We start from the raw sequence: 25,456 nt of genomic DNA, 5'->3' as shown, positions 1-25,456 counted from the left end.
ATCACAGCCGATTCCAGCCCCGCAAGCCGGAATCGCCAACCGACTCTGTCGACTCACAAACTCCCCGGACGGACACTAAACAGTAACTACCCTCGCCCGAATCATGCCAAAGGGTATGTCAGACCCTTGCGATTACCGAAACCGTAATCCTTCCCCACCGCCCCACATAGACATCCCCCCGCGCTTTCCCTAAAGTCTGCCGCCGCCATGCCATAATCGGCGGGCACCTAGACACCGTCTTCAAGCCTTGGGGAATTCCATGCGTCTTTCCGCCTATTTTCTGCCGATCCTGAAAGAGACGCCCGCAGAGGCGCAGATCGCCTCGCACCGGCTGATGCTGCGCGCCGGCATGGTGCGCCAGGCCAGCGCCGGCATCTATTCATGGCTGCCGCTGGGCTTCCGGGTCTTGCAGAAGATCGAACAGGTGGTGCGTGAGGAGCAGGACGCCGCCGGCGCGCAGGAAATGCTGATGCCGACCATCCAGTCGGCCGATCTGTGGCGCCAGAGCGGGCGCTATGACGGCTATGGCAAGGAAATGCTGCGCATCAAGGACCGGCACGACCGCGAGATGCTGTACGGCCCGACCAACGAGGAGCAGATCACCGAGATCTTCCGCTCCTCGGTGCGGTCCTACAAGGACCTGCCGCGCATGCTCTACCATATCCAGTGGAAGTTCCGCGACGAAGTGCGACCGCGCTTCGGCGTGATGCGCGGGCGCGAGTTCCTGATGAAGGACGCCTATTCCTTCGATGTCGATTACGAGGGCGCCAAGCGCGCCTACAACAAGATGTTCGTGGCCTATTTGCGCACCTTCGACCGGCTGGGGCTGAAGGCGATCCCGATGGCGGCCGACACCGGCCCGATCGGCGGCGACATGAGCCATGAATTCATCATCCTGGCGGAAACCGGCGAGAGCCAGGTGTTCTGCCACAAGGGCTGGATGGATCTCGGCATTTCCGGCATTGAGGTGGATTTCGAGGGCGACCTGCAGCCGGTGGTGGACAAGTTCACCAGCCTGTACGCCGCCACCGACGAGAAGCATGTGCCGGCGGACTGCCCGGTGCCGGCTGCCGAGCTGATCGAGACGCGCGGCATCGAGGTCGGCCACATCTTCTATTTCGCCAGCAAATATTCCGAGCCGCTTAAGGCCGAGGTGCAGATGCCCGACGGCTCGACCGGCCCGGTGCATATGGGCAGCTACGGCATTGGCGTGTCGCGTCTGGTTGGCGGCATCATCGAGGCCAGCCATGACGAGGCCGGCATCATCTGGCCGGAATCGGTGGCGCCCTTCAAGGTCGGGCTGGTCAATCTGAAGGCCGGCGATGCCGACTGCACCCGCGTGTGCGACGATCTCTATGCCAAGCTGAACGCCGCCGGCGTCGAGGTACTGTATGACGACCGCGACGACCGGCCGGGCCCGAAGCTCGCCACCATGGACCTCATCGGCCTGCCCTGGCAGCTCATTGTCGGTCCGCGCGGCATCCAGAACGGCGTCGTCGAGATCAAGAATCGCCGCACCGGCGAGAAGCAGGAACTCTCCATCGATTCCGCCCTGTCGAAGCTGATCGGTTGAGGCCGTCCGTATGATCTTCTCCGCCTTTGAGCGCATGGTCGCCTTCCGCTATCTGCGCGCGCGCCGGCAGGAGGGGTTCATCTCGGTCATCGCGGGGTTCTCGCTGCTGGGCATTGCGCTTGGCGTGGCGACGCTGATCATCGTCATGTCGGTGATGAACGGCTTCCGGGCGGAGCTGCTGGGCCGCATCCTCGGTGTGAACGGCCATCTGACGATCTTCGCGCAGCAGGGGCCGCTGCCCGGCTATGCCGGCATGGTCGATCAAGTGCGGCTGGTCGAGGGCGTGGCGATGGCCTTCCCGCAGGTCGAGGGGCAGGTGATGGCGACCGCCAATGGCGTGGCCTCCGGCGCGCTGGTGAAGGGCATGCGGCGCGAGGATGTGCAGCGCCGCGCGCTGCTGTCGGACGCCATCATGGCGGGATCGCTTGACGCGTTCGAGGGCAATGACGCGGTGATGATCGGCACGCGCATGGCGCAGCGCATGAATCTGACGGTCGGCAACCAGATCACCCTGATCAGCCCGCAATCGAACCCGACCGCCTTCGGCTCGATCCCGCGATTGAAATCCTACAAGATCGCCGCCCTGTTCGAGGTCGGCATGTACGAATACGACAACAGTTTCGTCTATATGCCGATGGACGCGGCGCAGACCTTCTTCCGGCTGGGCGACGCAGTGACCGGCATCGATATATTGCTCGACGATCCGGACGCGGTGCGCGACATCCGCGAGGCGATCTCCACCGCCATCGGGCCGGGCAAGCGGCTGTATGACTGGCAGCAGGCCAATTCCAGCTTCTTCACTGCGATCCAGGTGGAACGCAACGTCATGTTCCTGATCCTGACGCTGATCATCCTGGTGGCCGCCTTCAACATCATCTCCAGCATGATCATGCTGGTGAAGGACAAGGGCAGGGACATCGCCGTGCTGCGCACCATGGGCGCGTCCAAGGGCATGATCATGCGCATCTTCTTCATGACGGGGGCCTCCATCGGCGTGGTCGGCACGCTGGCCGGCTTCGTGCTGGGGCTGGTGTTCTGCCTGAACATCGAGAGCATCCGGAAGGGCGTCGAGTTCCTGACCGGGACCGAGCTGTTCTCGGCGGAGATCTATTTCCTGTCGCGCCTGCCGGCGAAGGTGGATAGCGGCGAGGTGGTCACCGTGGTGCTGATGGCGCTGATCCTGTCCTTCCTGGCGACGATCTATCCGGCCTGGCGCGCGGCGCGGCAGGACCCGGTGGAGGCCCTGCGCTATGAGTGAGGCCGCTGCCGATATGCCGGCTCTGGCGCTGAATGGAGTAATCCGCCGGTTCGAGCAGGCCGGGCGACCGCTTGAGGTGCTGCGCGGCGTCAATCTTACGGTGCAGCCGGGGGAGATGGTGGCGCTGGTCGGGCCGTCCGGCGCCGGCAAATCGACGCTGCTGCAGATCGCCGGCCTGCTGGAACGCCCAACCTCCGGCGAGGTGCTGATCGGCGGCCATTCCTGCGGGCGCATGGGCGACGCTGCGCGCACCGAGATGCGCCGCCACTCGATCGGTTTCGTCTATCAGTTCCATCACCTGCTGCCGGAATTCTCCGCGCTGGAGAATGTCGTGCTGCCGCAGCTTATCGCCGGCCTCAGCCGCAAGGAGGCGGTGGACAGGGCGCACGAGCTGCTGGCCATGGTCGGGCTGGCCGAGCGCGAGGATCACCGTCCGGCGCGGCTGTCCGGTGGCGAACAACAGCGGGTCGCCATCGTGCGCGCCATGGCCAACGTGCCGAAGCTGCTGCTGGCCGACGAACCGACCGGCAATCTCGACCCGCACACCGCCGAGGACGTGTTCGCCCATCTGACGCGGATCTGCCGGGCGGTTAGGCTGGGTGCGCTGATCGCCACCCACAATCTCGACCTCGCAGCCCGAATGGACCGCATTCTGGAAATGCGCGACGGGCTGGTTGTGGAATACAGCCGCTAGATACACTTATAGCGTGCATTAAATCACAGCCCTTGCTACCCTGTCGGAAAGTCAGGGAGCAGGATCATGCTGCGCATGCTCAGCAGGACGGGCCGGCCTGGGGTCCTCCAACGCCAGATTAACGCTCCTGGCGGTTTTGCTGCCTTAAATGGCCAGTCGCAGTCACTGACGGCCATCGTTGGATTGGTCACGCGTTACAATCGCTTCTGCGCAAGAATTCCCACCTATCAGCGGCTGCAGATGCTGAGCCAGATTCGCGATTCGCTGCATCGCTGGCTGGTAACAAACATTCAGCATATGGACCGTGACATTTTGCTCGACCTATTGGACCAGGTTCGTGCCGAGCATCAGCGGATCATCGCGACCACCGGCGCGACAGATCAAATCTATGCACTTAACGACGGGAATGGCGAGGCACAGCAACTATGGGGAATGCTTGTAGGCGGTCAGGGGAGGGTGATCATTGACGCGACGGATTACGGCCGTTTGATTCAAACCGGAGTCCGACAGACCGTACCGAATTTTCGTGCCCGCATGCTAAGCAGCCTTGCGGTGCTGTTAGAGACGCCGGAAGGGCGAAAGCTGATCCGCAAGCTGTTGAACAGTCCGCAAACGGTTCGACTGGTGCCGTTGACGCCACGGACGCAGCAGGCGTTGACCCTGATGCAGCAGCAGGTCGCTCTCAACCGCCAGACGCAACCGGGGGCAAGGGGGTTCCAGGTTGGGAATCCGCCTATTCTGCCGCCCCCCGTACATGGCGGTAATTCTCCTGGGCTAACTTTCGCCGATCCTGTGCCGTTTATTAGGCAGAATGGATTCGATGTTAATGCCTATATCGGCGCTGTTGTTGGCGCGCGCGCCAATATGGACCTAAATGGGGGGACGCTGCCGCCGTTGAATGGCGGCGTGCCGCAAGGCTCCGCCGCGATCGTTGCAATCGATCCCAATCTTGACGATTCCGGAGCGTTTGCCGTCAACGCTACGACCGGACAACCCTTGACTACGCCTTTGTTCCTGACGTTGGCGCACGAGTTACTGCATGCCAAACGTATCATGCGTGGCAGGTCACGCTCCGGTCCGGCACCGATTCCAGCTTTCAACAATGCGGAGGAATATCGGACCATCGCCGGGCCGAATTCTTCAGAAAATCGCTTTAGAACGGCCTATGGTCTTGGCACGCGATTCGGACATGGTGGCGGTCTGCGTAACCAACTTGCCCTGCCACAAGGACATCAACTTGTCCTCTACCAGCCGCCGCCTCAGGTGCCACAGCAAATGGCCCTCGTGCCGTACCAAGCGCCGGGCAACGGCCAGATGGTCCCTTATGTCGCGCCACCACAAGGCCCGCAACAGATGGCGCTGGTGCCGTACCAGCCACAGAATCTGGCGCTGGTTCCGTACAGGCCGCCGGCTGCGCGACTACCCCTGGCGATCATGCCGCCGCCACAACTGCCGATGATCGGTTGGCACTAAAAACAGCAATATCTGGTATGCGGCTTCTGGGGATAACCTATATGTTCGCATCCTGTTCCGGATGACCGGGGCGCGCTGGCGTGGAATCATGTCTCCATGTCCAGTCATGCCGATTTCGTCCATCTGCGCGTCCATTCCGCCTATTCGCTGTCGGAAGGCGCGCTGAAAATCAAGGAACTGGTGGGGCTCTGCCAGGAGCACCGGATGCCGGCCGTGGCCGTCACCGACACCGCCAACATGTTCGGCGCGCTGGAGTTTGCCGGCGCCGCGACCGGGGCGGGCGTGCAGCCGATCATCGGCTGCCAGGTCAATCTGCGCCGTGAGCAGAAGGTCGATCCCCGTATGCCAAACGGCAATGGCAACGGCCACACGACACCGCCGCCCGACCAGCTGGTGCTGCTGGTGCAGGAAGAGGCCGGCTACCGCAACCTGATGAAGCTGGTCAGCAAATCCTTCCTGGAGACGCCGACCGGCGAACTGCCACAGATCGCCTTCGCCGATCTGGAGGCCCACAATGCCGGACTGCTGTGTTTCACCGGCGGCCCGGCGGGGCCGGTCGGCCGGTTGCTGCTGGAAAGCCAGCGCGACGCCGCGACCGCGTTGATGAAGCGGCTGGCGGAACTCTTCCCCGGCCGGCTCTATGTCGAGCTGATGCGCCATGGACTGAATGCCGAGCGCCGCATCGAAGGGGCCTTGCTGGAACTTGCCTATGCGCAGGATCTGCCGCTGGTCGCCACCAACGACTGCTTCTTTGCCAATGAGGCGATGTACGAGGCGCATGATGCCTTGCTGTGCATCGCCGAGGGCACCTATGTCGTCGAGGAGAAGCGCCGCCGCCTGACGCCGGAGCATCGCTTCAAATCAGCCGCCGAGATGCGCGCGCTGTTCGCCGATCTGCCGGAGGCTGTCGATAACACCGTTCAGATCGCCCGCCGCTGCGCCTATTTTCCGGAGAAGATCGCGCCAATCCTGCCGCCCTACGATACCGGCGAGGGCCGGGACGAGGCCAGCGAACTGCGCGTGCAGGCCATGGCCGGGCTGGACCGGCGGCTGCCGGTGCATGTCTTCACGCCGGAGATGGACGAGGCGGCCCGCGAGGCGGCGGCGAAACCCTATCGCGAACGGCTCGATTTCGAGCTGAACGTGATCAACCAGATGGGCTTTCCGGGCTACTTCCTGATCGTCGCCGACTTCATCCAATGGGCGAAGGACGAGGGGATTCCGGTCGGGCCGGGCCGCGGTTCGGGTGCCGGTTCGGTGGTCGCCTGGGCGCTGACCATCACCGATCTTGACCCGTTGCGCTGGAACCTGCTGTTCGAGCGGTTCCTGAATCCCGAACGTGTCTCCATGCCTGACTTCGATATCGATTTCTGTCAGGAGCGGCGTGACGAGGTCATCCGCTACGTGCAGCGCAAATACGGCACCGACAAGGTCGCGCAGATCATCACCTTCGGTAAGCTGCAGGCCCGCGCGGTGCTGCGCGATGTCGGGCGGGTCCTGCAATTGCCCTATGGCCAGGTGGACCGTATCTGCAAGCTGGTGCCGAACAATCCAGCCAACCCGGTAACGCTGGCCGAGGCCATTGCCGGCGAGCCGGAACTGCAGCGCCAGCGCGACGAGGACCAGACCGTCGGCCAGATGATCTCCATGGGGCTGAAGCTGGAAGGGCTGTACCGCCACGCCTCCACCCATGCCGCCGGCGTGGTGATCGGCGACCGGCCGCTGGACGAGCTGGTGCCGCTGTACCGCGATCCGCGCTCCGACATGCCGGTCACCCAGTTCAACATGAAATATGTCGAATCGGCGGGGCTGGTTAAGTTCGACTTCCTTGGGCTGAAGACGCTCTCCGTCCTGGCGATGGCGGAGCGGCTGATCCGCGCGCGCGGCGTGGAGATCGACCTGGCGACGATCCCGCTGGAGGATGCGAAGACATTCAAGATGCTGAGCCGCGGCGATGCGACCGGCGTGTTCCAGCTTGAAAGTTCGGGCATGCGCGACGTGCTGCGCAAGCTTCAGCCCGACCGGTTCGAGGACATCATCGCGGTCGTGGCGCTGTACCGCCCCGGCCCGATGGACAACATCCCCAGCTACATCAACCGCAAGCATGGGAAGGAAGCGCCGGACTATCTCTATCCCAGCCTGGAAACGATCCTGAACGAGACCTACGGGATCATGATCTACCAGGAACAGGTGATGCAGATCGCCCAGGTGCTGTCGGGCTACAGCCTGGGCAGTGCCGACCTGCTGCGCCGCGCCATGGGCAAGAAGATCAAGGAGGAGATGGACGACCAGCGCAAGCTGTTCGTCGATGGCGCGGTGGAACGCGGCGTGCCGGCCAACAAGGCTTCGGACATCTTCGATCAGGTGGCGAAATTCGCCGGCTACGGCTTTAACAAGAGCCATGCGGCGGCCTATGCGCTGGTTGCCTACCAGACGGCCTATCTGAAGGCGAATTACCCGGTCGAATTCCTCGCCGCCTCGATGACCTTCGACATGGGCAACACCGACAAGCTGAATGTGTTCCGCCAGGAATTGCAGCGCCTCGACATCGGCCTGCTGCCGCCGGACATCAACCGTTCCGAGGTGGTGTTCTCGGTCGAGCGCGCGAAGCCGGAAGACAAGGGGGCCATCCGCTACGCCCTGGCGGCGGTGAAGAATGTCGGCGCGCAGGCGATGGGGCTGGTGGTGGAGGAACGGCGGCAGGCCGGCCCCTTCAAAAGCCTTGGGGATTTCGCGCAGCGCGCCGACCCGCGCAGCCTGAACAAGCGGCAGCTGGAAAATCTGGTCGCCTCCGGTGCCTTTGACGGGCTGGAGAAGAATCGCGCCAAACTTTATGAGGGGCTGGAAACCCTGTTGCGCCATGCCAGTGCCGCGGCGCAGGACCGCACCAGCAGCCAGGTCAGCCTGTTCGCCGGTGCCGCCAACGAGACCCCGACCATTCCGCTGCGCGAGCGCCCGGACTGGCCGATCATGGAGAAGCTGCAATACGAGTTCGATGCGCTGGGCTTCTATCTCTCGGCGCATCCGCTGGATGCCTACGGCACCTCGCTGCAACGCATCGAGGTTGTCGAATCCGCCAACCTGCTGCCCTTGCTGGCCGCCAGCGGCGGCTCCAAGCGGGTGAAGCTGGCCGGCAATCTGGTCAGCAAGCAGGAACGCATGTCGAAATCCGGCAACCGCTTCGCGTTCGTCACGCTGACCGACCGCGCCGGCGTGTTCGAGGTGACGCTGTTCTCGGAAATCCTGGCGACCAGCCGGGAGCTGATCGAGAGCGGCCAGCCGTTGCTGGTGACGGCCGATGCGCGGGCGGAGGGCGAGAGCTACCGGCTGCTCGCCAACGCCATCGAACCGCTGGACCGCGCCGTGGCGAACGCGGTGACCGGGCTGAAAGTGTTCCTGCGTGACGAGGCGCCGCTGACGCATCTGAAGACCCTGTTCCAGAGCCAGGGGCAGGGCAGGGGGCGGGTACGTTTCGTGCTTGATATCGAGGAGCAGGAGGTCGAGCTGGTCCTGCCGGGCAGCTATCAGATCAATGCCGGCATGCGTGCTGCCATCAAATCCATCCCCGGCATCGTCGATGTGCGCGATATTTAGGCGCAGGCAGCCCCCTTTTGCTTGCCAAATCGGGCTGTTGGGTCTATAGCACCGGCCAATCTCGCACGCGGGTTCGCGGCCAGGGCCGATAGGTCATGGTCGCTCCGGTGTCCGGCACAAGGGCTTTGCTGCTTGTCCGGGCGTTCGCCCGCGGAGGATTAACCGGAAAATGACAGGACACTTAACGCTATGACTCTGCCAACTTTCTCCATGCGCCAGCTGCTCGAAGCCGGCGTGCATTTCGGCCATCACACCCGCCGCTGGAACCCGAAGATGGCGCCGTACATCTTCGGCGTGCGCAATGGCGTGCACATCATCGATCTGGAACAGACGGTGCCGATGCTGCATCGCGCGCTGCAGGCGATCCGCGACGTGACTGCCCAGGGCGGCCGCGTGCTGTTCGTCGGCACCAAGCGCCAGGCGGCCGAAAAGATCGCCGAAGCCGCCGCGAAGTCCGGCCAGTATTTCGTCAACCACCGCTGGCTCGGCGGCATGCTGACCAACTGGAAGACCATCTCGCACTCGATCAAGCGCCTGCGTGACCTGGATGAGCAGCTTGCCGGCGATACGCACGGCCTGACCAAGAAAGAGCTGCTGAACCTCACCCGCGAGCGTGAGAAGCTGGACCGCGCCCTTGGCGGCATCCGTGAAATGGGCGGCCTGCCGGACGTGCTGTTCGTGATCGACACGAACAAGGAGGCGATCGCCATCCAGGAAGCCAACAAGCTGGGCATCCCGGTCATCGCCATCCTGGACAGCAACTGTAATCCTGACGGCATCGCCTTCCCGATCCCCGGCAATGACGACGCGATGCGCGCCATCGAGATGTATTGCGAGCTGGTTGCCAGCTCCGTGCTCGATGGCCTGCAGGCCGAGATGATCGCCAGCGGCGCCGATATCGGTGCTTCCGAGGAAGCGCCCGTCGAGACGCTGCCGACGACGGAAGCCACAACGGAAGCCGCCGCTGTGGAGACCGTTCAGGCATCTGCCTAAGTCGGTTTCAAAATGGGATACGGATCGGCGGCCTTGTGCCGCCGCTCCTTTTACGACCATCGGATTGTTACGCCACGCGCGCGTCCGCTGCGCGTCGGCAGGGAAATCAAGAGGAAGGAAAAGATCATGGCCGAGATTACCGCCGCCCTCGTCAAGGAGCTTCGTGAGAAGACCGGCGCCGGCATGATGGATTGCAAGAAGGCGCTCACCGAAACCGCTGGCGATCTGGAAGCCGCAGTTGACTGGCTGCGCACCAAGGGTCTTGCCGCCGCCGCCAAGAAGGCTGGCCGGGTTGCCGCCGAAGGTCTGGTCGGCGCTGCCGCCGCCGGCCCGAAGGCCGCCATCGTCGAGGTGAATTCCGAGACCGACTTCGTCGCCCGTAACGAGACCTTCCAGGGTTTCGTCGCCAAGGTTGCCGAGCTGTCGCTGTCCGTCGATGGCAACATCGACGCGCTGAAGGCCGCCGCCTATCCGGGCACCGGCCGTACCGTCGAGGAAGAGCTGGCGCACCAGATCGCGACCATCGGCGAGAACATGAATCTGCGCCGCACCGCCACCCTGTCGGTCCCGCAGGGCGTGGTTGCCAGCTACATCCACAATCAGGTCGCGCCGAACCTCGGCAAGATCGCCGTGCTAGTCGCCATGGAATCCGCCGGTGACGCGGAAAAGCTGCAGGCGCTCGGCAAGCAGCTCGCCATGCATGTTGCGGCCACCAACCCGGCCTCGCTCGGCACCGACGATCTCGATCCGGCCCTGCTGGAGCGCGAGCGCAACGTGCTGATCGAGCAGGCCAAGGCCAGCGGCCGCGCCGACGACATCATCCAGAAAATGGTCGAGGGCCGCATCCGCAAGTTCTATGAGGAGGTCTGCTTCCTGGAGCAGGTCTTCGTCATGGATGGCAAGACCAAGGTCAGCAAGGTGGTCGAAGATGCCGCCAAGGAGATTGGCGCTCCGGTGAAGGTGACCGGCTTCCTGCGCTTCGCGCTGGGCGAAGGCATCGAAAAGGAAGAAGGCGACTTCGCGGCCGAGGTGGCTGCCGCGGCCAAGGTCGGCTGATAGAAGCAGTCGGCGCGTTCTTCCCTTTGGGAAGGCGCGCTTGCACTTGTCACGCACGGCAGGAAGGTCGATAGTTTCGACCGCCTGCCGGCTTCGTATCCAGCTGTAGGAAAGGCCCGAGATGCCCACCCAGAACACGGACGAGGACAAACCGCTCTATCGGCGGGTGCTGCTGAAGATTTCCGGCGAAGCCCTGATGGGCGAGCGGGAATACGGTCTCGATCCCGACATGGTCAGTCGCGTCGCCTCGGAAATCCGGTCGGTCTGCGAACAGGGTGTTGAAGTCAGCGTCGTCATCGGCGGCGGGAACATCTTCCGTGGCGTTTCCGGCGCCACCACCGGCATGGAACGCGCGACCGCCGACTATATGGGCATGCTGGCGACGGTCATTAACTGCCTTGCCATGCAGAACGCGCTGGAGCGTTGCGGGGTCACCACGCGGGTCCAGTCGGCGCTGCATATCCATGCGGTGTGCGAGCCCTATATCCGCCGCCGCGCCATTCGCCATATGGAAAAGGGGCGGGTGGTGATCTTCGCCGCCGGCACCGGCAATCCGTTTTTCACGACCGATACGGCGGCGGCCTTGCGCGCCACGGAGATGGGCTGCGACGCCTTGCTGAAGGCGACGCAGGTGGACGGGGTTTACGATTCCGACCCGCTGAAGAACAAGGATGCGCAGCGTTTCGAGACGCTGACCTATCTCGATGTGCTGTCCAAGGACCTGAAGGTCATGGACGCCTCGGCGATCTCGTTGGCGCGTGAGAACAAAATTCCGATATTGGTGTTTTCTATTCACAAGCATGGGGCGTTTCGAGACGTCTTGTGCGGTCGCGGACGGTACACGAAAATCACCGACTGACCGGTGCGGCCAGAATTCGATCCGGGAGTCGATAAAGTGGGAGGATTAACGTGGCACAGCCTGATCTGAAGGACATCCAACGCCGGATGAACGGTGCCGTCGAGGTGTTGCGGCAGGAATTCGGCGGTCTCAGGACCGGCCGCGCCTCGACCAGCCTGGTCGAGCCGGTGACCGTGGATGCCTATAGCTCGCAGATGCCGCTGAATCAGGTGGCGTCGGTCAGCGTGCCGGAACCACGCATGCTGACGGTCCAGGTGTGGGACAATGGCATGGTCAAGGCCGTCGAAAAGGCGATCCGTGAGGCAGGCCTTGGCCTCAATCCGCAGACCGAAGGCAATATGATCCGGCTGCCGATCCCGGACCTCAGCGAGGAACGGCGCCAGGAACTGACCAAGGTTGCGGCGAAATATGCCGAGCAGGCCCGCGTGTCGATCCGCAATGTGCGGCGCGACGGCATGGACCTGCTGAAGCGCCTGGAGAAGGACGGCGATATCAGCCAGGACGAGCATCGCCGCTTCGAAAAGGACATCCAGAAGATGACCGACGACTCCATCGCCGAGGTCGATCAGGCGCTGGTGACCAAGGACAAAGAGATCATGCAGGTTTAGTCCTGGCGCATCATGGCCGTACTCGAACATCCCCAGGATCGCCAACCACCGGTTCATGTTGCCATCATCATGGATGGCAATGGACGCTGGGCGATGGCGCGCGGCCAACCGCGTAGCCTTGGCCACAAGCAGGGGGCGGAAGCGGTGCGCCGTACCGTGCGCAGCGCCGGCGAACTGGGCATCGGCTATCTGACCCTGTTCGGCTTTTCCAGCGAGAATTGGCGCCGGCCGACCGGCGAGATCGACGATCTGATGGGGCTGCTGCGCTTCTATCTGCGCCGCGAGATCGCCGAACTGCACGGCAACAATGTCCGCTTCCGCATGATTGGCGACCGCTCCCGGCTGGCGCCCGACATCGTGGCGCTGATCGAGAATGCGGAACGGCTGACCGCCGGCAATGGCGGGCTGGTGCTGACGGTGGCGCTCAGCTATGGCGGCCGGCAGGAGATTGCCCAGGCCGCAAGGACGCTTGCAGCCAAGGCGGCGGCCGGCGAACTCGATCCCGCCGCGATCGACGAGACAATGTTTGCAGGCGCCCTGGAAACCCAGAATATCCCTGACCCGGATCTGCTGATCCGGACCAGCGGGGAAAAGCGTATCAGTAATTTCCTGCTTTGGCAGACTGCCTATAGCGAGCTGGTTTTCCTTGATGTTCTGTGGCCCGATTTCGGCCGCGAGCATCTGGAAGAGGCGATCCACGAGTTCCATCGCCGTGAGCGGCGCTTTGGCACCGCGGTCGGCTGACCCGGTGGCCCGAACCGCCTTCTCTTCCTTTGCAGAATTGCCCCGGCGTGCGCTTTCGGCGGCGGTTATTGCCCCGCCGGCACTGGCGGCGGTCTGGTTCGGCGGCTATTGGCTGCTGGCGCTGGCCCTGCCGGTTGCCTTCCTGATGGGGCTGGAATGGGGGCGGCTGGTCGGCTATGGCGGCCATCCCTGGCTGGTGCGCGCGCTCGCCATCGCGGCGCCGCAGCCGGTGCTGGCGCTGCTGATCGGCGGTTGGCCGATTGCCGCGCTGCATCTGCTGCTGCTGGCCGGCGCGCTGTATGCTTTGGCCGGCGCGCTGGATCGTGATGCCAGCAAACAATCCGGCCTGTGGTATGCTGCTGGACTGCCGGCTATCGGACTGCCGGTGCTCTGCCTGGTCTGGCTTCGCGCGCAGGAACCGGCAGGTGCTGAGACGGTTTTGTGGCTGGTTGCGCTGGTGATCGCCACCGACATCGGCGCCTATTTCTGCGGCCGGCTGATCGGCGGCCCGAAACTGATGCCACGCATCAGCCCGAAGAAGACCTGGGCCGGCCTTGTCGGCGGCATGGCCGCGGCCGCGTGCATCGGTGCGCTGGCCACAACGCTTGTCGCGGGAGACGAGGGCCGGGCACCGGTCATGGCTGTGGCGCTGTTGTCGGCGCTGCTGGCGGTGGTCGCGCAGACGGGCGACCTTGCCGAATCGGCAGTAAAGCGTAATTTCAATGTCAAAGATTCAGGGACTCTGATCCCTGGACATGGTGGGTTGTTCGACCGGCTTGACGGATTCTTGATCACCTTGCCAGCCCTGGCCCTCCTGGTCGCCCTGACGGGAATGAGTGTGCTGCAATGGCAATAAACAACATGCTGAAGCCAGGAGAACCCCGCCATGTCACGGTGCTGGGCAGCACCGGTTCCGTCGGCTGCAACACGGTCGATCTGCTGCTGCGGGACCGTGAGGCCTTCACGGTGGAAGCATTGGCGGCCGGCAGCAATGTCACCTTGTTGATCGAGCAGGCGCTCGCCTTGCGGCCGGCTTTTGTGGCGATGGCCGATCCGTCCGCACGGGACGCGCTGGAAGCCGGGCTGGCAGGCACCGGCATCGCGTTCGCCGTGGGGCCGGAGGCTGTGATCGAGGCAGCGGAGCGGCCATCCGACTGGGTGATGGCGGCAATTGTCGGTGCCGCCGGCTTGTCATCGACACTGGCAGCGATCCGGCGCGGCGTCATCGTGGCGGTTGCCAACAAGGAGTGCCTGGTGTGCGCCGGCGATCTGGTGATGGCCGAGACGAAACGCAGCGGCGCAACCCTGCTGCCGGTCGATTCCGAGCATAGCGCCATTTACCAGGTCTTCGATTTCGCCCAGCGCGACAGTATCGAGCGGATTATCCTGACGGCGTCCGGCGGGCCGTTCCGCGAGGCCGATCTCGCCCATATGCGCAAGGTCACGCCGGCCGAGGCGGTGGCGCATCCGAACTGGAGCATGGGCGCGAAGATATCAATCGATTCAGCCACAATGATGAACAAGGGGCTGGAACTGATCGAGGCGCATTACCTGTTCGACATGCCGGAAAGCCGGATCGACGTGCTGGTGCATCCGCAATCGGTGATCCATTCCATGGTGAGCTACATCGATGGCTCGGTCCTGGCACAGCTGGGCAGCCCCGACATGCGGACACCAATCGCCTATGCGCTCGGCTGGCCGCGGCGGATCGCCGCGCCGGCAGCGCGTCTCGATCTCGCAGCCTTGTCCCGCCTGACCTTCGAACAGCCCGATCCGAAGCGCTTCCCGGCCCTGCGATTGGCTCGCACCGCCTTGCAAAGCGGGGGAGGCGCCCCTACTATCCTGAATGCTGCCAATGAAGTCGCCGTCCGGCATTTCCTCGAGCGTAATATCGGGTTTCTCGATATCGCGGACATCGTCGAGGAAACGCTTTCGGTCATTGACGGCGGACGCGTGACCAGCCTGGCCGAGATACTGGAACTGGACCGGCAAAGCCGGGACCGTGCTGGTCGCCTCGTCGAGCGCTGCGTTGCCCGTTAAAATTCCAGGCCCGTTAAGATTTTCGGGCCCGCCAAGAATTTCGATAATGTGCGTTTCGCAGCCTGCTAGGTAGTTTCATGGATTTGATTTCCGGCTTCTTCGACTATGTCCTGCCCTTCGTCATCGTGCTGTCGGTGCTCGTCTTCGTGCATGAGATGGGGCATTTCATGGTGGCGCGGTGGAACGATGTCAGGGTGGAGGTCTTCTCCATTGGCTTCGGGCCGGAAATCTATGGCTGGACCGCGAAAAACGGGACTCGCTGGAAGGTCAGCGCCGTGCCGCTGGGTGGCTATGTGAAGATGTATGGCGACGCCGATGCGGCCAGTTCGCCGGACGGTTCGCTGGCGGAGATGACGCCGGAAGAACGCGCGGTTTCCTTCCATCACAAGCGGCTTGGACAGCGTGCCGCCATCGTCGCTGCCGGTCCCGGGATTAATTTCCTGTTCGCCATCCTGCTGCTGGCGGGTCTCTACAGCATTGTCGGCCAGCCCTATACCCCGGCCGTGGTCGATCAGATCGTTGCCGGCAGCGCCGCCGAACGCGCCGGCCTGCAGACCGGCGACCGGATCAGCGCCATCGAGGGCACCGGCATCGACCGGTTCGAGGAATTGCAGCGCTATGTGCAGGAACGCCCCGGCCAGACCCTGGCCCTGACGGTGCAGCGCGAGGGCCAGCCGCTCGCCCTGTCCGTGGTGCCGGAGACTCATACCCTGACAGACCGCTTCGGCAACGAACGGCAGATCGGCCGGATCGGCATTCAGAGCAACCAGGTGCAGACGGTGCGGCACAATCCGCTGGTTGCGTCCTGGGAAGCGGTGAAGGAAACCGTGTTCCTGACCGGCGCAACGCTGAAGGCGGTCGGCCAGATCATTATCGGAACCCGTTCCGCCGACGAGCTGGGCGGCCCGTTGCGGATCGGCCAGATGTCTGGCGAAGTCGCCCAGGGCGGCATCGTACCGCTTATCTGGTTCATGGCGATTCTTTCGATAAACCTCGGTCTTATAAACCTTTTTCCTATTCCAGTCCTTGACGGCGGGCATCTATTATTCTACGCCGCTGAGGCGGTGCGGGGGAAACCGCTCGGCCAGCGTGTACAAGAGTATGCGTCGATGGTAGGGCTTACCCTCGTTGTCGCCTTGATGGTGTTCGCCACATGGAATGACCTGGTTCAGCTTCGGGTGGTCGATTTCATTGGCTCTCTGTTCAGCTAGGTCAGTTGCTCGTGAAGGATCGGGGTTCGTCGGTGTCGAAAGGCTCAATCAACGCTGTCTTGTTCGCCTGTATCCTTCTGCTGGGAGCGCTTGCCGCACCCGGGGCGAAGGCTCAGAGCGGCTTCATCGGAAATATCCGCGTCGAAGGCACCCAGCGCATCGACCCGAGCACGGTGATCTCCTATCTCAGCATCAAGCCTGGTGATCCGTTCGATGCGGTGGCACTCGACCGGTCGCTTAAAACGCTGTTCGCAACCGGTCTGTTCGCGGATGTGGCCTTGCGGCGCGAGGGCAGCGACCTGATTGTCCGTATCGTCGAGAACCCGATCATCAATCGCATCGCCTTCGAGGGAAACAAGCGCATCGAGGATGACGCCCTGAGCCGGGAGGTGCAGCTTCGCCCGCGCGTCGTCTATACCCGCACCAAGGTGCAGAATGATGTGCAGCGCATGCTGGATGTCTATCGCCGCAGCGGCCGTTTCGCTGCGACGGTGGAGCCGAAGGTGATCCAGCTCGACCAGAACCGTGTCGATCTTATCTTCGAGATCAATGAAGGCGAGCGCACCGAGGTGCGCCGCATTTCCTTCATCGGTAACAAGCGGTTCAGCGACCGGTCGCTGCAGGATGTCATCTCCACGAAGGAGACCGCCTGGTATCGGTTCTTCACCAGCGACGATACCTATGATCCCGACCGCCTGACCTTCGACCGTGAGTTGCTGCGCCGCTACTATCTGCGCAACGGCTATGCGGATTTCCGCGTGCTCTCCGGCATCGCGGAGCTGACGCCGGACAAGCAGGGCTTCTTCGTCACCTTCACGGTGGAAGAGGGGGAGCGTTACAAGTTCGGCAAGGTTGGTATCGACGCCGAGCTTAAAGGGCTCGATCCCAAGGTTCTGGACTCCCAGCTCACGGTGAAGGAAGGCGACTGGTACGACGCCAGCAAGGTTGAGCGCAATATCGATGCGATCACCGAGCGGCTCGGCAATCTGGGCTATGCCTTCGTCGATGTGCAGCCGCGCCTGAACCGCCACGCCGAGGACCGCACGGTGGATATCTCCCTGGTCGTGCGCGAAGGGCCGCGTGTGTTCGTTGAGGAAATCAACATCAAGGGCAATATCCGCACGCTCGACAAGGTGATCCGCCGGGAGATGCGGCTGGTCGAGGGCGATGCCTTCAATACGCAGCGCATTCGGCGCTCGCAGCAGCGGCTGCGCGACCTCAATTTCTTCAGCAATGTGACGCTGGATACCGTCGAGGGCACGGCGCCGGACAAATCGAAGATCGAAATCGCGGTGGAGGAACGTTCCACCGGCGAACTCAGCGTCGGTTTCGGTGTCTCCACCCGTGACGCTCTGCTGGGCGATATCCGCATCCGCGAACGCAACTTGTTGGGACGCGGCCAGGATCTGAGCCTGGGCTTCACCCTGTCGGCACGCCGGCAGGAAATCGACCTGCGCTTCACCGAACCCTATTTCCTGGATCGCGATGTGGCGGCCGGCTTCGACCTGTTCCGCGTTACCACCGACTACCAGGACGAAGCCTCCTACGATCTGGAACGGACGGGCGGTTCGCTGCGCGCCACCTACAGCCTGATGGAAGATTTGCGCCACACCGTGCGCTACACCTACAGCGCCACCACCATCAAGAACGTGCCTTCCACGGCTTCCTTCTTCATTCGGGCGCAGGAAGGCGATTCGACCAGTTCCATCGTCGGCAACAGCCTCGCCTACGACAAGCGCGACAGTAAGATTGATCCGCGCGACGGCTATATCGTCACGCTGAACAATGATGTCGCCACCCTGGGCGGCGACACGCGCTATGTCCGCACCGTGCTGCAGGGCGGCTACTACTTCCCGGTCGGCGAAACCTGGGTCCTGTCCACGAATGCGGAAATCGGCAATGTCACGCCCTATGGCGACGAAGATGTCAGGATCGCCGACCGCTTCTTCCTGGGCGGTGCCAAATTGCGCGGTTTCGAGTATGGTGGCGTTGGGCCGCGCGATCGTTCGACGGGCGATTCGCTCGGCGCCGAGAACTATTATGCTGGCAGCGTGGAATTGCTGTTCCCGCTGGGTCTGCCCCGCGAGATGGGCGTGCGCGGCGGCGTGTTCAGCGATTTCGGCTCCGCCTGGGATGTCGCGGCATCGGGCCCGAACATCGCCGATGTGAACTCGATCCGCGCCAGTGTGGGCGTCAGCTTCCTCTGGGAATCGCCCATGGGGCCTTTGCGTCTCGACTTCGCCGCGCCGGTGGTCAAGGAAGAGTTCGACGAGACCGAAATTTTCCGCTTTAGCTTTGGGACACGATTTTAATCATGCTTAGTTTCCTCGCCTGCCGCCGGATCGCGTTTGCCCGGATTGCTATTGCAGGGATCCTGGCGCTTGGGGTGGTAGCCGCGCTGTCGCCGCAGGTGCAGGCGGCAGATCCGTTGCCGCAGGCGCGCATCGCCTTCATCGACGTGCAGGGTGTGCTGCGCGCCTCCGAGGCGGCGCGCACGGTGCGCGATCAGATCGAGGCGCAGCGCGCGCGCTATCAGGAGGAAATCTCGAAGCAGGAGCGCGAGCTGCGCACCCTGGAGCAGGAGCTGGTGCAACAGCGCTCGGTGCTGGCGCCGGATGCCTTCCAGCAGCGCCGTCAGCAGTTCGAGCAGCGCGTCGCCGAAATCCAGCGCGCGGTGCAGGCCCGCAAGCGCCAGCTCGACGAAGGCTACGCGCAGGCGATGGAGCAGGTGCGTGTCGCCCTGGTCGAGATCGTCGCCGATATCGCGAAGGAACGGCAGGCAACGGCCGTGCTGTCGAAGTCGGCCATCGTGCTGGCGGAAAAGAGCATCGACATTTCCGAGGATGCGCTGAACCGGCTGAACCAGCGCCTGACCTCCGTCACTGTGAAATTGCCGCCGATCCAGCAGCAATAAGGATACGGAGGCCATGGCCGATCCGCGATTCTTCCTCACATCGCCGCCCAAGACTCTCGCGGAGCTGGCGGAGATCGCCGAAGCGACGCTGGCCGATGCCGCCTGTGCCGGCCGGCGGATCAGCGACATCGCCACGCTGGAAGCGGCCGGTGCGGAGCAGATCAGCTTTCTGGGGAACCGAAAATATATCCCGGCCTTCCAGGCATCGAAGGCCGGTGCCTGTCTGGTCGAACCCGCCTTCGCCGACAAGGCGCCAGCCGGCATGGCGGTGCTGCTCTGCGCAAAGCCGAGGCGCGGCTTCGCCCGTATCGCCGCCGCCTTCCATCCAGAGCAGGCATCGGCGCCAGGCATTCATCCCAGCGCCGTTATCGATGCCAGCGCCGAGATCGGCCCCGGGTGCCGGATCGAAGCCAATGTCGTGATCGGTCCGGGGGTCACGATTGCAGCCGGCACCCGTATCGGCGCGAACAGCGTGGTCGAACGCGGCGTCTCGGTTGGCGAGAACTGCATCATCGGGGCCAATGTCACGCTGAGCTACTGCCTGCTGGGCGACCGTGTCCTGATCGCTTCCGGTGCAGTGATCGGCAATACCGGATTCGGCTACGATCTCGATCCGACTGGCCGCGTGAAGGTACCGCATCTGGGCCGTGTCCTGATCGCCGATGATGTCGAGATTGGCGCGAACACGACGGTCGATCGCGGCAGCGGCCCGGATACCGTCATCGGGCGCGGCACCGTGATTGATAATCTCGTGATGATCGCGCATAACGTCCAGATCGGCGAGGGCTGCATCATTGCGGCCCAGAACGGCATCGCTGGCAGTGCGCGGCTCGGCAATTACGTGACCTTCGCCGGCCAGGTGGGGGTCGCCAATCATGCAACGGTCGGCGATGGTGTGGTCGCCGCGGGGCAAACCGGCATCACCAACAATGTGCCGTCCGGCAGCATCGTTGGCGGTACGCCAGCCATGCCGATCCGCGAGTGGCGGCGGCTGGTCGGCATGCAGCGGCTGATGCTGAAGAAAAGGCAGGGCAAGGACGTTAGCGAATGAATGATATCGGGGGCGCAAAGGGCGTGGCACAGGAGATCAAGGAGATTCGCGTCGAGCGGATCATGGAGATGATCCCCCATCGTTATCCGATGCTGCTGGTGGATCGTGTCATCGACGTGGTGCCGAACCAATCGGCGACCGGGATAAAGAACGTCTCGGTCAACGAACCGTTCTTCGTCGGGCATTTTCCGCGCCGGCCGGTGATGCCGGGCGTCATGATCGTCGAGGCCATGGCGCAGACTGCCGCCGTGCTGGTGGTCGCCACCCTGGGCGCGGAGGCGGAAAGCAAGCTGGTCTATTTCATGGCGGTGGACAAGGCCCGCTTCCGCAAGCCGGTTACGCCGGGCGACACGCTGCACATTCATGTCACCAAGGAGCAGAGCCGCGGCGCGGTGTGGAAATTCTCCGCCATCGCCAAGGTCAATGGCGCTTCCGTGGCCGAGGCAACCTACACCGCGATGATCATGGACGATTGATGACCGGTAGCAGCGCATCCGCGATCCATCCGACCGCCATCGTCGACCCCAAGGCAGAGCTGGGAGAAGGTGTCTCCATCGGTCCCTACAGCATTGTGGGGCCGCAAGTCCGGCTGGATGACGGCGTGGAGCTTCATGCCCATGTCGTGGTGGCCGGGCGGACACGGATTGGCGCGCGCACGCGCATCTTCCCCTTCGCCTCTATCGGCAGCGCGCCGCAGGATCTGAAATTCAAGGGCGAGCCATCGGAACTGGTGATCGGATCGGACAACACGATCCGCGAGCATGTCACCATGAATCCCGGTACCGAGGGCGGTGGCATGCTGACCCAGATTGGCGATGGCTGCCTGTTCATGGTGGGCAGCCATGTCGGCCATGATTGCCGTATCGGCAACCGGGTGATCCTGGCCAACAACGCCACGCTGGGCGGGCATGTGACCATCGAGGATCACGCGATCCTGGGCGGGCTCTCGGCGGTGCATCAGTTCTGCCGCATTGGCCAGCATGTGATGGTGGGCGGCATGACCGGCGTCGAACATGACGTGGTGCCCTATGCGATGGTGATGGGGAACCGGGCCTGGATTTCCGGTCTCAATCTCATCGGGCTGAAGCGCCGCGGCTTCAACCGCGAGACGATCCGCGCGCTGCGCGATGCCTATGCGATGCTGTTTGCCGAGGGTGGCACATGGCTGGAGCATATCGGGCAGGTGGCAGAGCGCTACGCCGACGATACCGCGGTGCGGGAGCTGATCGATTTCGTGCAGCAGGATTCCTCCCGTGGCTTCTGCCGACCCCAGGCGGAAGGGAAGGGCAATGCGCGGCCCGGCGATGACGCATGAGGGCAAGCCGGTAACGGACAAGATCGGCATTGTGGCCGGCGGCGGGGCGGTTCCCGGCCAGCTGATCACGGCGCTTCGGGATCGCGGGCATGCTTTTTTCGTGATCGGTCTGGACGGCCAGGTGCAGGCGGAAACGCTGGATGGCACGCCGCATCTACGAGTCCGCATCGGTGCTGTCGGCACGGCCCTTGACGCGCTGCGCCGGGAAGGCGTGCAGCGGCTGATCTTCGCCGGTTCCGTCAGGCGGCCTTCGCTTGCCGAACTGCGGCCGGACTGGACGGCGACCAAGCTGATCGCCCGGATGGGGCCGAAAATATTCTCCGCCGGTGACGATGCGCTGCTGTCGGCCGTCGTGAAGGTACTGGAAGGCGAGGGTTTTACCGTGGAACGCGCGGATTCGCTGCTGGATGGGCTGCTGGCCGGGGCCGGCTATCTGGGCCGGCACCGTGCCGATGTGACGGCGGAGGCGGATATCGCGCGCGGCGTGGCGATCCTGCGGGCGCTGGGGCCACTTGATGTCGGGCAGGGCGTGGTTGTGCAGCAGGGGCTGTGCCTCGGCATAGAAGCCATAGAGGGTACCGACGCGCTGCTGGCGCGGGTTGCCCCGCTGCGCCGCGAGGGCGGCGGCGGCGTTCTGGTGAAGCTGCGCAAGCCTGGCCAGAACGAGCGTGTGGACCTGCCGACCATCGGTGTCGCCACGGTGGAAGCGGCGGCTCAGGCCGGCCTCGCCGGTATTGCCGTGGATGCGGGCGGTGCCTGGATCGTGGACCGCGAAGCGGTCATCGAGGCGGCCGACCGGCTGGGCCTTTTCGTCACAGGCATCGCCGGAGACACGCCGTGAGCGAGACGCCAGCGCCGCTGATCTTCCTGATTGCCGGCGAACATTCCGGCGATGCGCTGGGTGCCAAGGTCATTGCCGGCCTGAAACAGGCCACGGGAGGCCATGTCCGGATCGCCGGCATCGGTGGAGCCGAAATGGCGGCGGAGGGGCTGCAGAGCCTGTTTCCGATGCGGGAACTGGCCATCATGGGGCTGCTGGAGGTGATCCCGCATATTCCCCGCGTGCTGCGTCGGATAGACCAGACCGTGAAGACAATCGAGGAGATGCGCCCCGACGCGGTGCTGACCATCGATGCGCCGGGCTTCTGCTTTCGCGTCGCGAAGAAACTAAAGGGGAAGGGCATTCCGCTGGTCCATCTAGTCGCGCCGACGGTGTGGGCCTGGAAGCCGAAGCGCGCGGAGAAGATCGCGAAGTTCCTCGACCATCTGCTGGTCATCCTGCCCTTCGAGCCGCCCTATTTCACGAAACATGGCCTCGACACCAGTTATGTCGGCCATCCGGTCGTCGAAAACCCGGCAGGCGATGGCGCCGCCTTCCGCGCCCGCCACGGCATTCCGCCACAGGAAACCGTGCTGGCGGTCCTGCCCGGCAGCCGGCGCGGCGAGATCGATCGGCTGCTGCCGCCCTTCGGCGAGGCGGTCGCCCGCCTGGCCGGGCGGCATCCTGGCCTGCGGATCGCCTTGCCGGCGGTCGATACGCTGCGCGACCAGATCGCCGAGACAGTCCGCGTCTGGCCGGTGCCGGTCACGCTGTGCGATGGCGCCACGGAAAAAGCCGATCTGTTCGCCGCCGCGAACCTGGCGCTCTCGGCGGCCGGTACGGCGGTGCTGGAACTGGTTCTGGCCGGCGTGCCGACGGTAGCCGCCTACAAGGTGAACCCTGTCAGCTACCGGATTGCGCGGCGGCTCGTCAGCCTGAAGCGCTATACCCTGCCGAATATTCTGCTGGACGGGGACATCGTGCCGGAACTGATCCAGGAAGATTGTACCGCCGACCGGCTGGAAGCGGCGCTGGAGCGGCTGCTCACCGACGCGGCGGCGCGATCACGGCAGGTCGAGGCAGGCGTGCATCTGAAGGAGCTGCTGGGCGGCAATGGCCCCGCGCCCAGCCGGCGGATTGCCGAGAAGCTGCTCGCAATCGCCGGCGAATACGCTAAATCTAGAAACTGAACCCCAACCCGAAGATCAGAAAGGGAGTCTCATGTCCGCGACGACAATGGAAGACCGTCCGGCGGTGGATACCAGCGGTTTTCGCATGCTGCACACAATGATCCGCGTGCTCGACCTGGATAAGTCCATCGATTTCTACACCCGGCTGCTCGGCATGAATCTGATGCGGCGCACGGATTACGAGAGTGGCCGTTTCACCCTGGCCTTCGTCGGCTATGGCGAGGAAAAGGCCAATACGGTGATCGAACTGACCCATAACTGGGACCAGGCGGAACCCTATACGATCGGTTCCGGCTTCGGCCATCTGGCAATCGGCGTGCCCGATATCTATGGCACCTGCGAGAAGCTGGCGGCGGAAGGGGTAAAAATCCCGCGCCCGCCGGGGCCGATGAAGCATGGCGGCAGCGTGATCGCCTTCATCGAGGATCCCGACGGTTACAAGATCGAGCTGATCGAGAAGAAGTAGGCGTCAGAAATCAGAAAATGTAGAAAACGGCGGCCATAATCAGGGCCGCCGTTCCTATAACAGCAATACGCGGCCACATGCCTTTACGGGCGGGCCGCGCATTGTCGTTAGCGGGCAGGCGCAGGCGGATGGCGAAGGTGCGGGAGAACGGCGAATCGCCGTTTCCCCTACCCAGTTCTGCGGCCTTGTCGAGCCACCTTTTCCGCCTTTGCAGAAGCAAGCCCGAATGCCTCCATACTACCTTGCTATATAAGCCCTAGCTTGCGTATAAGCCGCCTTAGCGCTTCGAGAGCGCCACATAGGGACGGTGATCATGGCCGGTATAGAGCTGGCGCGGACGCCCGATCTTCTGCCCCGGATCCTCGATCATCTCCTTCCACTGTGCCACCCAGCCAGTGGTGCGCGCAACGGCAAACAGCACGGTGAACATGCTGGTCGGGAAGCCCATCGCCTTCAGGATGATGCCCGAGTAGAAATCGACGTTCGGATACAGCTTCTTCTCGACGAAATAATCATCCTCAAGCGCGATCTTTTCCAGCTCCATCGCGATGTCGAGCAGCGGCTCGTTCTTGATGCCCAGCTCGCCCAGCACCTGGTGGCAGGTCTGCTGCATCACCTTGGCGCGCGGATCGTAGTTCTTATAGACCCGGTGGCCGAAGCCCATCAGGCGGAACGGATCGTTCTTGTCCTTCGCCTTTTTCACGAATTCCGGAATGTTCTTGGCATCGCCGATCTCACCCAGCATGTTCAGCACGGCTTCGTTGGCGCCGCCATGCGAGGGGCCCCACAGCGAGGCGATGCCCGCCGCGATGCAGGCGAACGGGTTAGCGCCCGAGGAGCCGGCGAGCCGGACCGTCGAGGTCGAGGCGTTCTGCTCGTGATCGGCATGCAGGATGAAGATCTTGTCCATCGCCTCGGACAGGATCGGATTATCGACATAATCCTCAGCCGGCACGCCGAACGTCATCTGCATGAAGTTCTGCGCGTAGGTCAGCTTGTTCTTCGGATACATGAAGGGCTGGCCGACAGAATATTTGTACGCCATCGCGGCGATCGTCGGCATCTTGGCGATCAGCCGGTAGGAGGCGATCATCCGCTGGCGCGGATCCTCGATGTCGGTCGAATCATGATAGAAGGCGGACATCGCGCCGACCACACCGCACATGATGGCCATCGGGTGCGCGTCGCGGCGGAAGCCGCGGAAGAAGTTGGCCATCTGTTCGTGCACCATCGTGTGATAGGTGATGTCGTGCTCGAACTTGGCTTTTTCGGTGGGGTTTGGCAGTTCGCCATTCATCAGCAGATAGGCGACTTCCAGGAAGTCGCAATGCTCGGCCAGATCCTCGATGGCGTAGCCGCGGTGCAGCAGCACGCCCTTGTCACCGTCGATATAGGTGATCTTGGATTCGCAGGAACCGGTCGAGGTGAAGCCCGGATCGTAGGTGAAATAGCCGGTCTCGGCGTACAGCTTGCGGATATCCATCACCTCCGGGCCAACGGACCCGGCGATCATCGGCAGCTCGACCGTCTTGTCCTTGTTCGGATCGACAAGCTTGATCGGCTTCAGATTATTGGCGGTCATTCTTGAGAACTCCCC

Annotated in this window: 23 protein-coding genes; 21 read left to right on the top strand and 2 right to left on the bottom strand. The window is 63.4% G+C overall.

The window, feature by feature from the left end:
• Positions 1-259: 259 nt before the first annotated feature.
• From proS to gloA, 21 genes are all read left to right on the top strand, one after another.
• A complete protein-coding gene (gene proS / locus BKM74_RS16300) occupies positions 260-1,573 on the top strand; it encodes a proline--tRNA ligase (protein WP_086466764.1) in 1,314 nt (437 codons plus the stop codon).
• A gap of 10 nt (positions 1,574-1,583) precedes the next feature.
• The gene (locus BKM74_RS16295) at positions 1,584-2,831 is read left to right on the top strand and encodes a lipoprotein-releasing ABC transporter permease subunit (RefSeq protein WP_086466763.1); all 1,248 of its coding nucleotides are present in this window, start codon (positions 1,584-1,586) and stop codon (positions 2,829-2,831) included.
• Positions 2,824-3,525: an ABC transporter ATP-binding protein gene (locus BKM74_RS16290; RefSeq protein ID WP_086466762.1), complete on the top strand. Its 702-nt coding sequence runs from the start codon at positions 2,824-2,826 to the stop codon at positions 3,523-3,525. Before BKM74_RS16295 ends, BKM74_RS16290 begins: the two co-directional genes overlap by 8 nt.
• Before the next feature lie 66 nt (positions 3,526-3,591).
• Complete coding sequence (locus BKM74_RS16285; RefSeq protein WP_086466761.1) at positions 3,592-4,998, top strand: M91 family zinc metallopeptidase; 1,407 nt, start codon at positions 3,592-3,594, stop codon at positions 4,996-4,998.
• A gap of 96 nt (positions 4,999-5,094) precedes the next feature.
• The gene (gene dnaE / locus BKM74_RS16280) at positions 5,095-8,592 is read left to right on the top strand and encodes a DNA polymerase III subunit alpha (protein ID WP_086466760.1); all 3,498 of its coding nucleotides are present in this window, start codon (positions 5,095-5,097) and stop codon (positions 8,590-8,592) included.
• Positions 8,593-8,781: 189 nt separating this feature from the next.
• Complete coding sequence (rpsB, locus tag BKM74_RS16275; protein WP_086466759.1) at positions 8,782-9,585, top strand: 30S ribosomal protein S2; 804 nt, start codon at positions 8,782-8,784, stop codon at positions 9,583-9,585.
• Between the two features lie 126 nt (positions 9,586-9,711).
• Positions 9,712-10,641: a translation elongation factor Ts gene (tsf, locus tag BKM74_RS16270; RefSeq protein ID WP_086466758.1), complete on the top strand. Its 930-nt coding sequence runs from the start codon at positions 9,712-9,714 to the stop codon at positions 10,639-10,641.
• Positions 10,642-10,762: 121 nt separating this feature from the next.
• Entirely contained in the window at positions 10,763-11,500 is a 738-nt protein-coding gene (gene pyrH, locus BKM74_RS16265; RefSeq protein ID WP_086466757.1) for a UMP kinase, read from the top strand.
• A 50-nt stretch (positions 11,501-11,550) separates the two neighbouring features.
• Positions 11,551-12,108, top strand: coding sequence for a ribosome recycling factor (gene frr, locus BKM74_RS16260; protein WP_086466756.1), 558 nt, complete (start codon positions 11,551-11,553; stop codon positions 12,106-12,108).
• A 12-nt stretch (positions 12,109-12,120) separates the two neighbouring features.
• Positions 12,121-12,852: an isoprenyl transferase gene (locus tag BKM74_RS16255; protein ID WP_086466755.1), complete on the top strand. Its 732-nt coding sequence runs from the start codon at positions 12,121-12,123 to the stop codon at positions 12,850-12,852.
• Positions 12,853-12,856: 4 nt separating this feature from the next.
• Positions 12,857-13,708 carry a phosphatidate cytidylyltransferase gene (locus BKM74_RS16250; RefSeq protein WP_245825972.1) on the top strand — a complete coding sequence of 284 codons (852 nt, stop codon included), beginning with the start codon at positions 12,857-12,859 and terminating at the stop codon, positions 13,706-13,708.
• Positions 13,699-14,892 carry a 1-deoxy-D-xylulose-5-phosphate reductoisomerase gene (gene dxr, locus BKM74_RS16245; protein WP_086466753.1) on the top strand — a complete coding sequence of 398 codons (1,194 nt, stop codon included), beginning with the start codon at positions 13,699-13,701 and terminating at the stop codon, positions 14,890-14,892. The genes BKM74_RS16250 and dxr overlap by 10 nt, the downstream gene beginning before the upstream one ends.
• A gap of 77 nt (positions 14,893-14,969) precedes the next feature.
• On the top strand, positions 14,970-16,103 hold the full coding sequence (rseP, locus tag BKM74_RS16240; protein WP_086466752.1) for an RIP metalloprotease RseP: 1,134 nt from the start codon (positions 14,970-14,972) through the stop codon (positions 16,101-16,103).
• A gap of 32 nt (positions 16,104-16,135) precedes the next feature.
• Positions 16,136-18,415, top strand: coding sequence for an outer membrane protein assembly factor BamA (bamA, locus tag BKM74_RS16235; RefSeq protein ID WP_245825971.1), 2,280 nt, complete (start codon positions 16,136-16,138; stop codon positions 18,413-18,415).
• A 2-nt stretch (positions 18,416-18,417) separates the two neighbouring features.
• The gene (locus BKM74_RS16230; protein WP_245825970.1) at positions 18,418-19,017 is read left to right on the top strand and encodes an OmpH family outer membrane protein; all 600 of its coding nucleotides are present in this window, start codon (positions 18,418-18,420) and stop codon (positions 19,015-19,017) included.
• A 13-nt stretch (positions 19,018-19,030) separates the two neighbouring features.
• The gene (gene lpxD, locus BKM74_RS16225; protein ID WP_086466751.1) at positions 19,031-20,068 is read left to right on the top strand and encodes a UDP-3-O-(3-hydroxymyristoyl)glucosamine N-acyltransferase; all 1,038 of its coding nucleotides are present in this window, start codon (positions 19,031-19,033) and stop codon (positions 20,066-20,068) included.
• On the top strand, positions 20,065-20,544 hold the full coding sequence (fabZ, locus tag BKM74_RS16220) for a 3-hydroxyacyl-ACP dehydratase FabZ (protein WP_086466750.1): 480 nt from the start codon (positions 20,065-20,067) through the stop codon (positions 20,542-20,544). Before lpxD ends, fabZ begins: the two co-directional genes overlap by 4 nt.
• On the top strand, positions 20,544-21,383 hold the full coding sequence (gene lpxA / locus BKM74_RS16215) for an acyl-ACP--UDP-N-acetylglucosamine O-acyltransferase (RefSeq protein ID WP_086466749.1): 840 nt from the start codon (positions 20,544-20,546) through the stop codon (positions 21,381-21,383). Before fabZ ends, lpxA begins: the two co-directional genes overlap by 1 nt.
• Entirely contained in the window at positions 21,358-22,224 is an 867-nt protein-coding gene (locus BKM74_RS16210; RefSeq protein WP_086466748.1) for an LpxI family protein, read from the top strand. The genes lpxA and BKM74_RS16210 overlap by 26 nt, the downstream gene beginning before the upstream one ends.
• A complete protein-coding gene (gene lpxB, locus BKM74_RS16205) occupies positions 22,221-23,393 on the top strand; it encodes a lipid-A-disaccharide synthase (RefSeq protein WP_086466747.1) in 1,173 nt (390 codons plus the stop codon). The genes BKM74_RS16210 and lpxB overlap by 4 nt, the downstream gene beginning before the upstream one ends.
• A gap of 31 nt (positions 23,394-23,424) precedes the next feature.
• Complete coding sequence (gene gloA, locus BKM74_RS16200) at positions 23,425-23,859, top strand: lactoylglutathione lyase (RefSeq protein WP_086466746.1); 435 nt, start codon at positions 23,425-23,427, stop codon at positions 23,857-23,859.
• A gap of 10 nt (positions 23,860-23,869) precedes the next feature.
• On the opposite strand, the gene BKM74_RS16195 is transcribed toward gloA, so the two are convergent.
• Complete coding sequence (locus tag BKM74_RS16195; protein ID WP_086466745.1) at positions 23,870-24,079, bottom strand: hypothetical protein; 210 nt, start codon at positions 24,077-24,079, stop codon at positions 23,870-23,872.
• 57 nt (positions 24,080-24,136) lie between these two features.
• A complete protein-coding gene (gene gltA / locus BKM74_RS16190; RefSeq protein ID WP_456152413.1) occupies positions 24,137-25,372 on the bottom strand; it encodes a citrate synthase in 1,236 nt (411 codons plus the stop codon).
• Positions 25,373-25,456 lie beyond the last annotated feature (84 nt).

It is taken from the genome of Oceanibaculum nanhaiense (genome assembly GCF_002148795.1).
GTDB classification, from domain to species: Bacteria; Pseudomonadota; Alphaproteobacteria; order Oceanibaculales; family Oceanibaculaceae; genus Oceanibaculum; species Oceanibaculum nanhaiense.
This window is presented reverse-complemented; position numbering and strand designations above follow the sequence as displayed.

Excerpts from the sequence above, each read along its gene's own strand:
- rseP (WP_086466752.1), top strand. The coding sequence starts at position 14,970 with ATGGATTTGATTTCCGGCTTCTTCGACTATGTCCTGCCCTTCGTCATC.
- proS (WP_086466764.1), top strand. The coding sequence starts at position 260 with ATGCGTCTTTCCGCCTATTTTCTGCCGATCCTGAAAGAGACGCCCGCA.
- dxr (WP_086466753.1), top strand. The coding sequence starts at position 13,699 with ATGGCAATAAACAACATGCTGAAGCCAGGAGAACCCCGCCATGTCACG.
- BKM74_RS16290 (WP_086466762.1), top strand. The coding sequence starts at position 2,824 with ATGAGTGAGGCCGCTGCCGATATGCCGGCTCTGGCGCTGAATGGAGTA.
- BKM74_RS16295 (WP_086466763.1), top strand. The coding sequence starts at position 1,584 with ATGATCTTCTCCGCCTTTGAGCGCATGGTCGCCTTCCGCTATCTGCGC.
- dnaE (WP_086466760.1), top strand. The coding sequence starts at position 5,095 with ATGTCCAGTCATGCCGATTTCGTCCATCTGCGCGTCCATTCCGCCTAT.
- fabZ (WP_086466750.1), top strand. The coding sequence starts at position 20,065 with ATGAATGATATCGGGGGCGCAAAGGGCGTGGCACAGGAGATCAAGGAG.
- lpxA (WP_086466749.1), top strand. The coding sequence starts at position 20,544 with ATGACCGGTAGCAGCGCATCCGCGATCCATCCGACCGCCATCGTCGAC.
- lpxD (WP_086466751.1), top strand. The coding sequence starts at position 19,031 with ATGGCCGATCCGCGATTCTTCCTCACATCGCCGCCCAAGACTCTCGCG.
- BKM74_RS16285 (WP_086466761.1), top strand. The coding sequence starts at position 3,592 with ATGCTGCGCATGCTCAGCAGGACGGGCCGGCCTGGGGTCCTCCAACGC.
- BKM74_RS16230 (WP_245825970.1), top strand. The coding sequence starts at position 18,418 with ATGCTTAGTTTCCTCGCCTGCCGCCGGATCGCGTTTGCCCGGATTGCT.
- BKM74_RS16210 (WP_086466748.1), top strand. The coding sequence starts at position 21,358 with ATGCGCGGCCCGGCGATGACGCATGAGGGCAAGCCGGTAACGGACAAG.
- BKM74_RS16255 (WP_086466755.1), top strand. The coding sequence starts at position 12,121 with ATGGCCGTACTCGAACATCCCCAGGATCGCCAACCACCGGTTCATGTT.
- gltA (WP_456152413.1), bottom strand. The coding sequence starts at position 25,372 with ATGATCGCCGGGTCCGTTGGCCCGGAGGTGATGGATATCCGCAAGCTG.
- pyrH (WP_086466757.1), top strand. The coding sequence starts at position 10,763 with ATGCCCACCCAGAACACGGACGAGGACAAACCGCTCTATCGGCGGGTG.
- gloA (WP_086466746.1), top strand. The coding sequence starts at position 23,425 with ATGTCCGCGACGACAATGGAAGACCGTCCGGCGGTGGATACCAGCGGT.
- tsf (WP_086466758.1), top strand. The coding sequence starts at position 9,712 with ATGGCCGAGATTACCGCCGCCCTCGTCAAGGAGCTTCGTGAGAAGACC.
- rpsB (WP_086466759.1), top strand. The coding sequence starts at position 8,782 with ATGACTCTGCCAACTTTCTCCATGCGCCAGCTGCTCGAAGCCGGCGTG.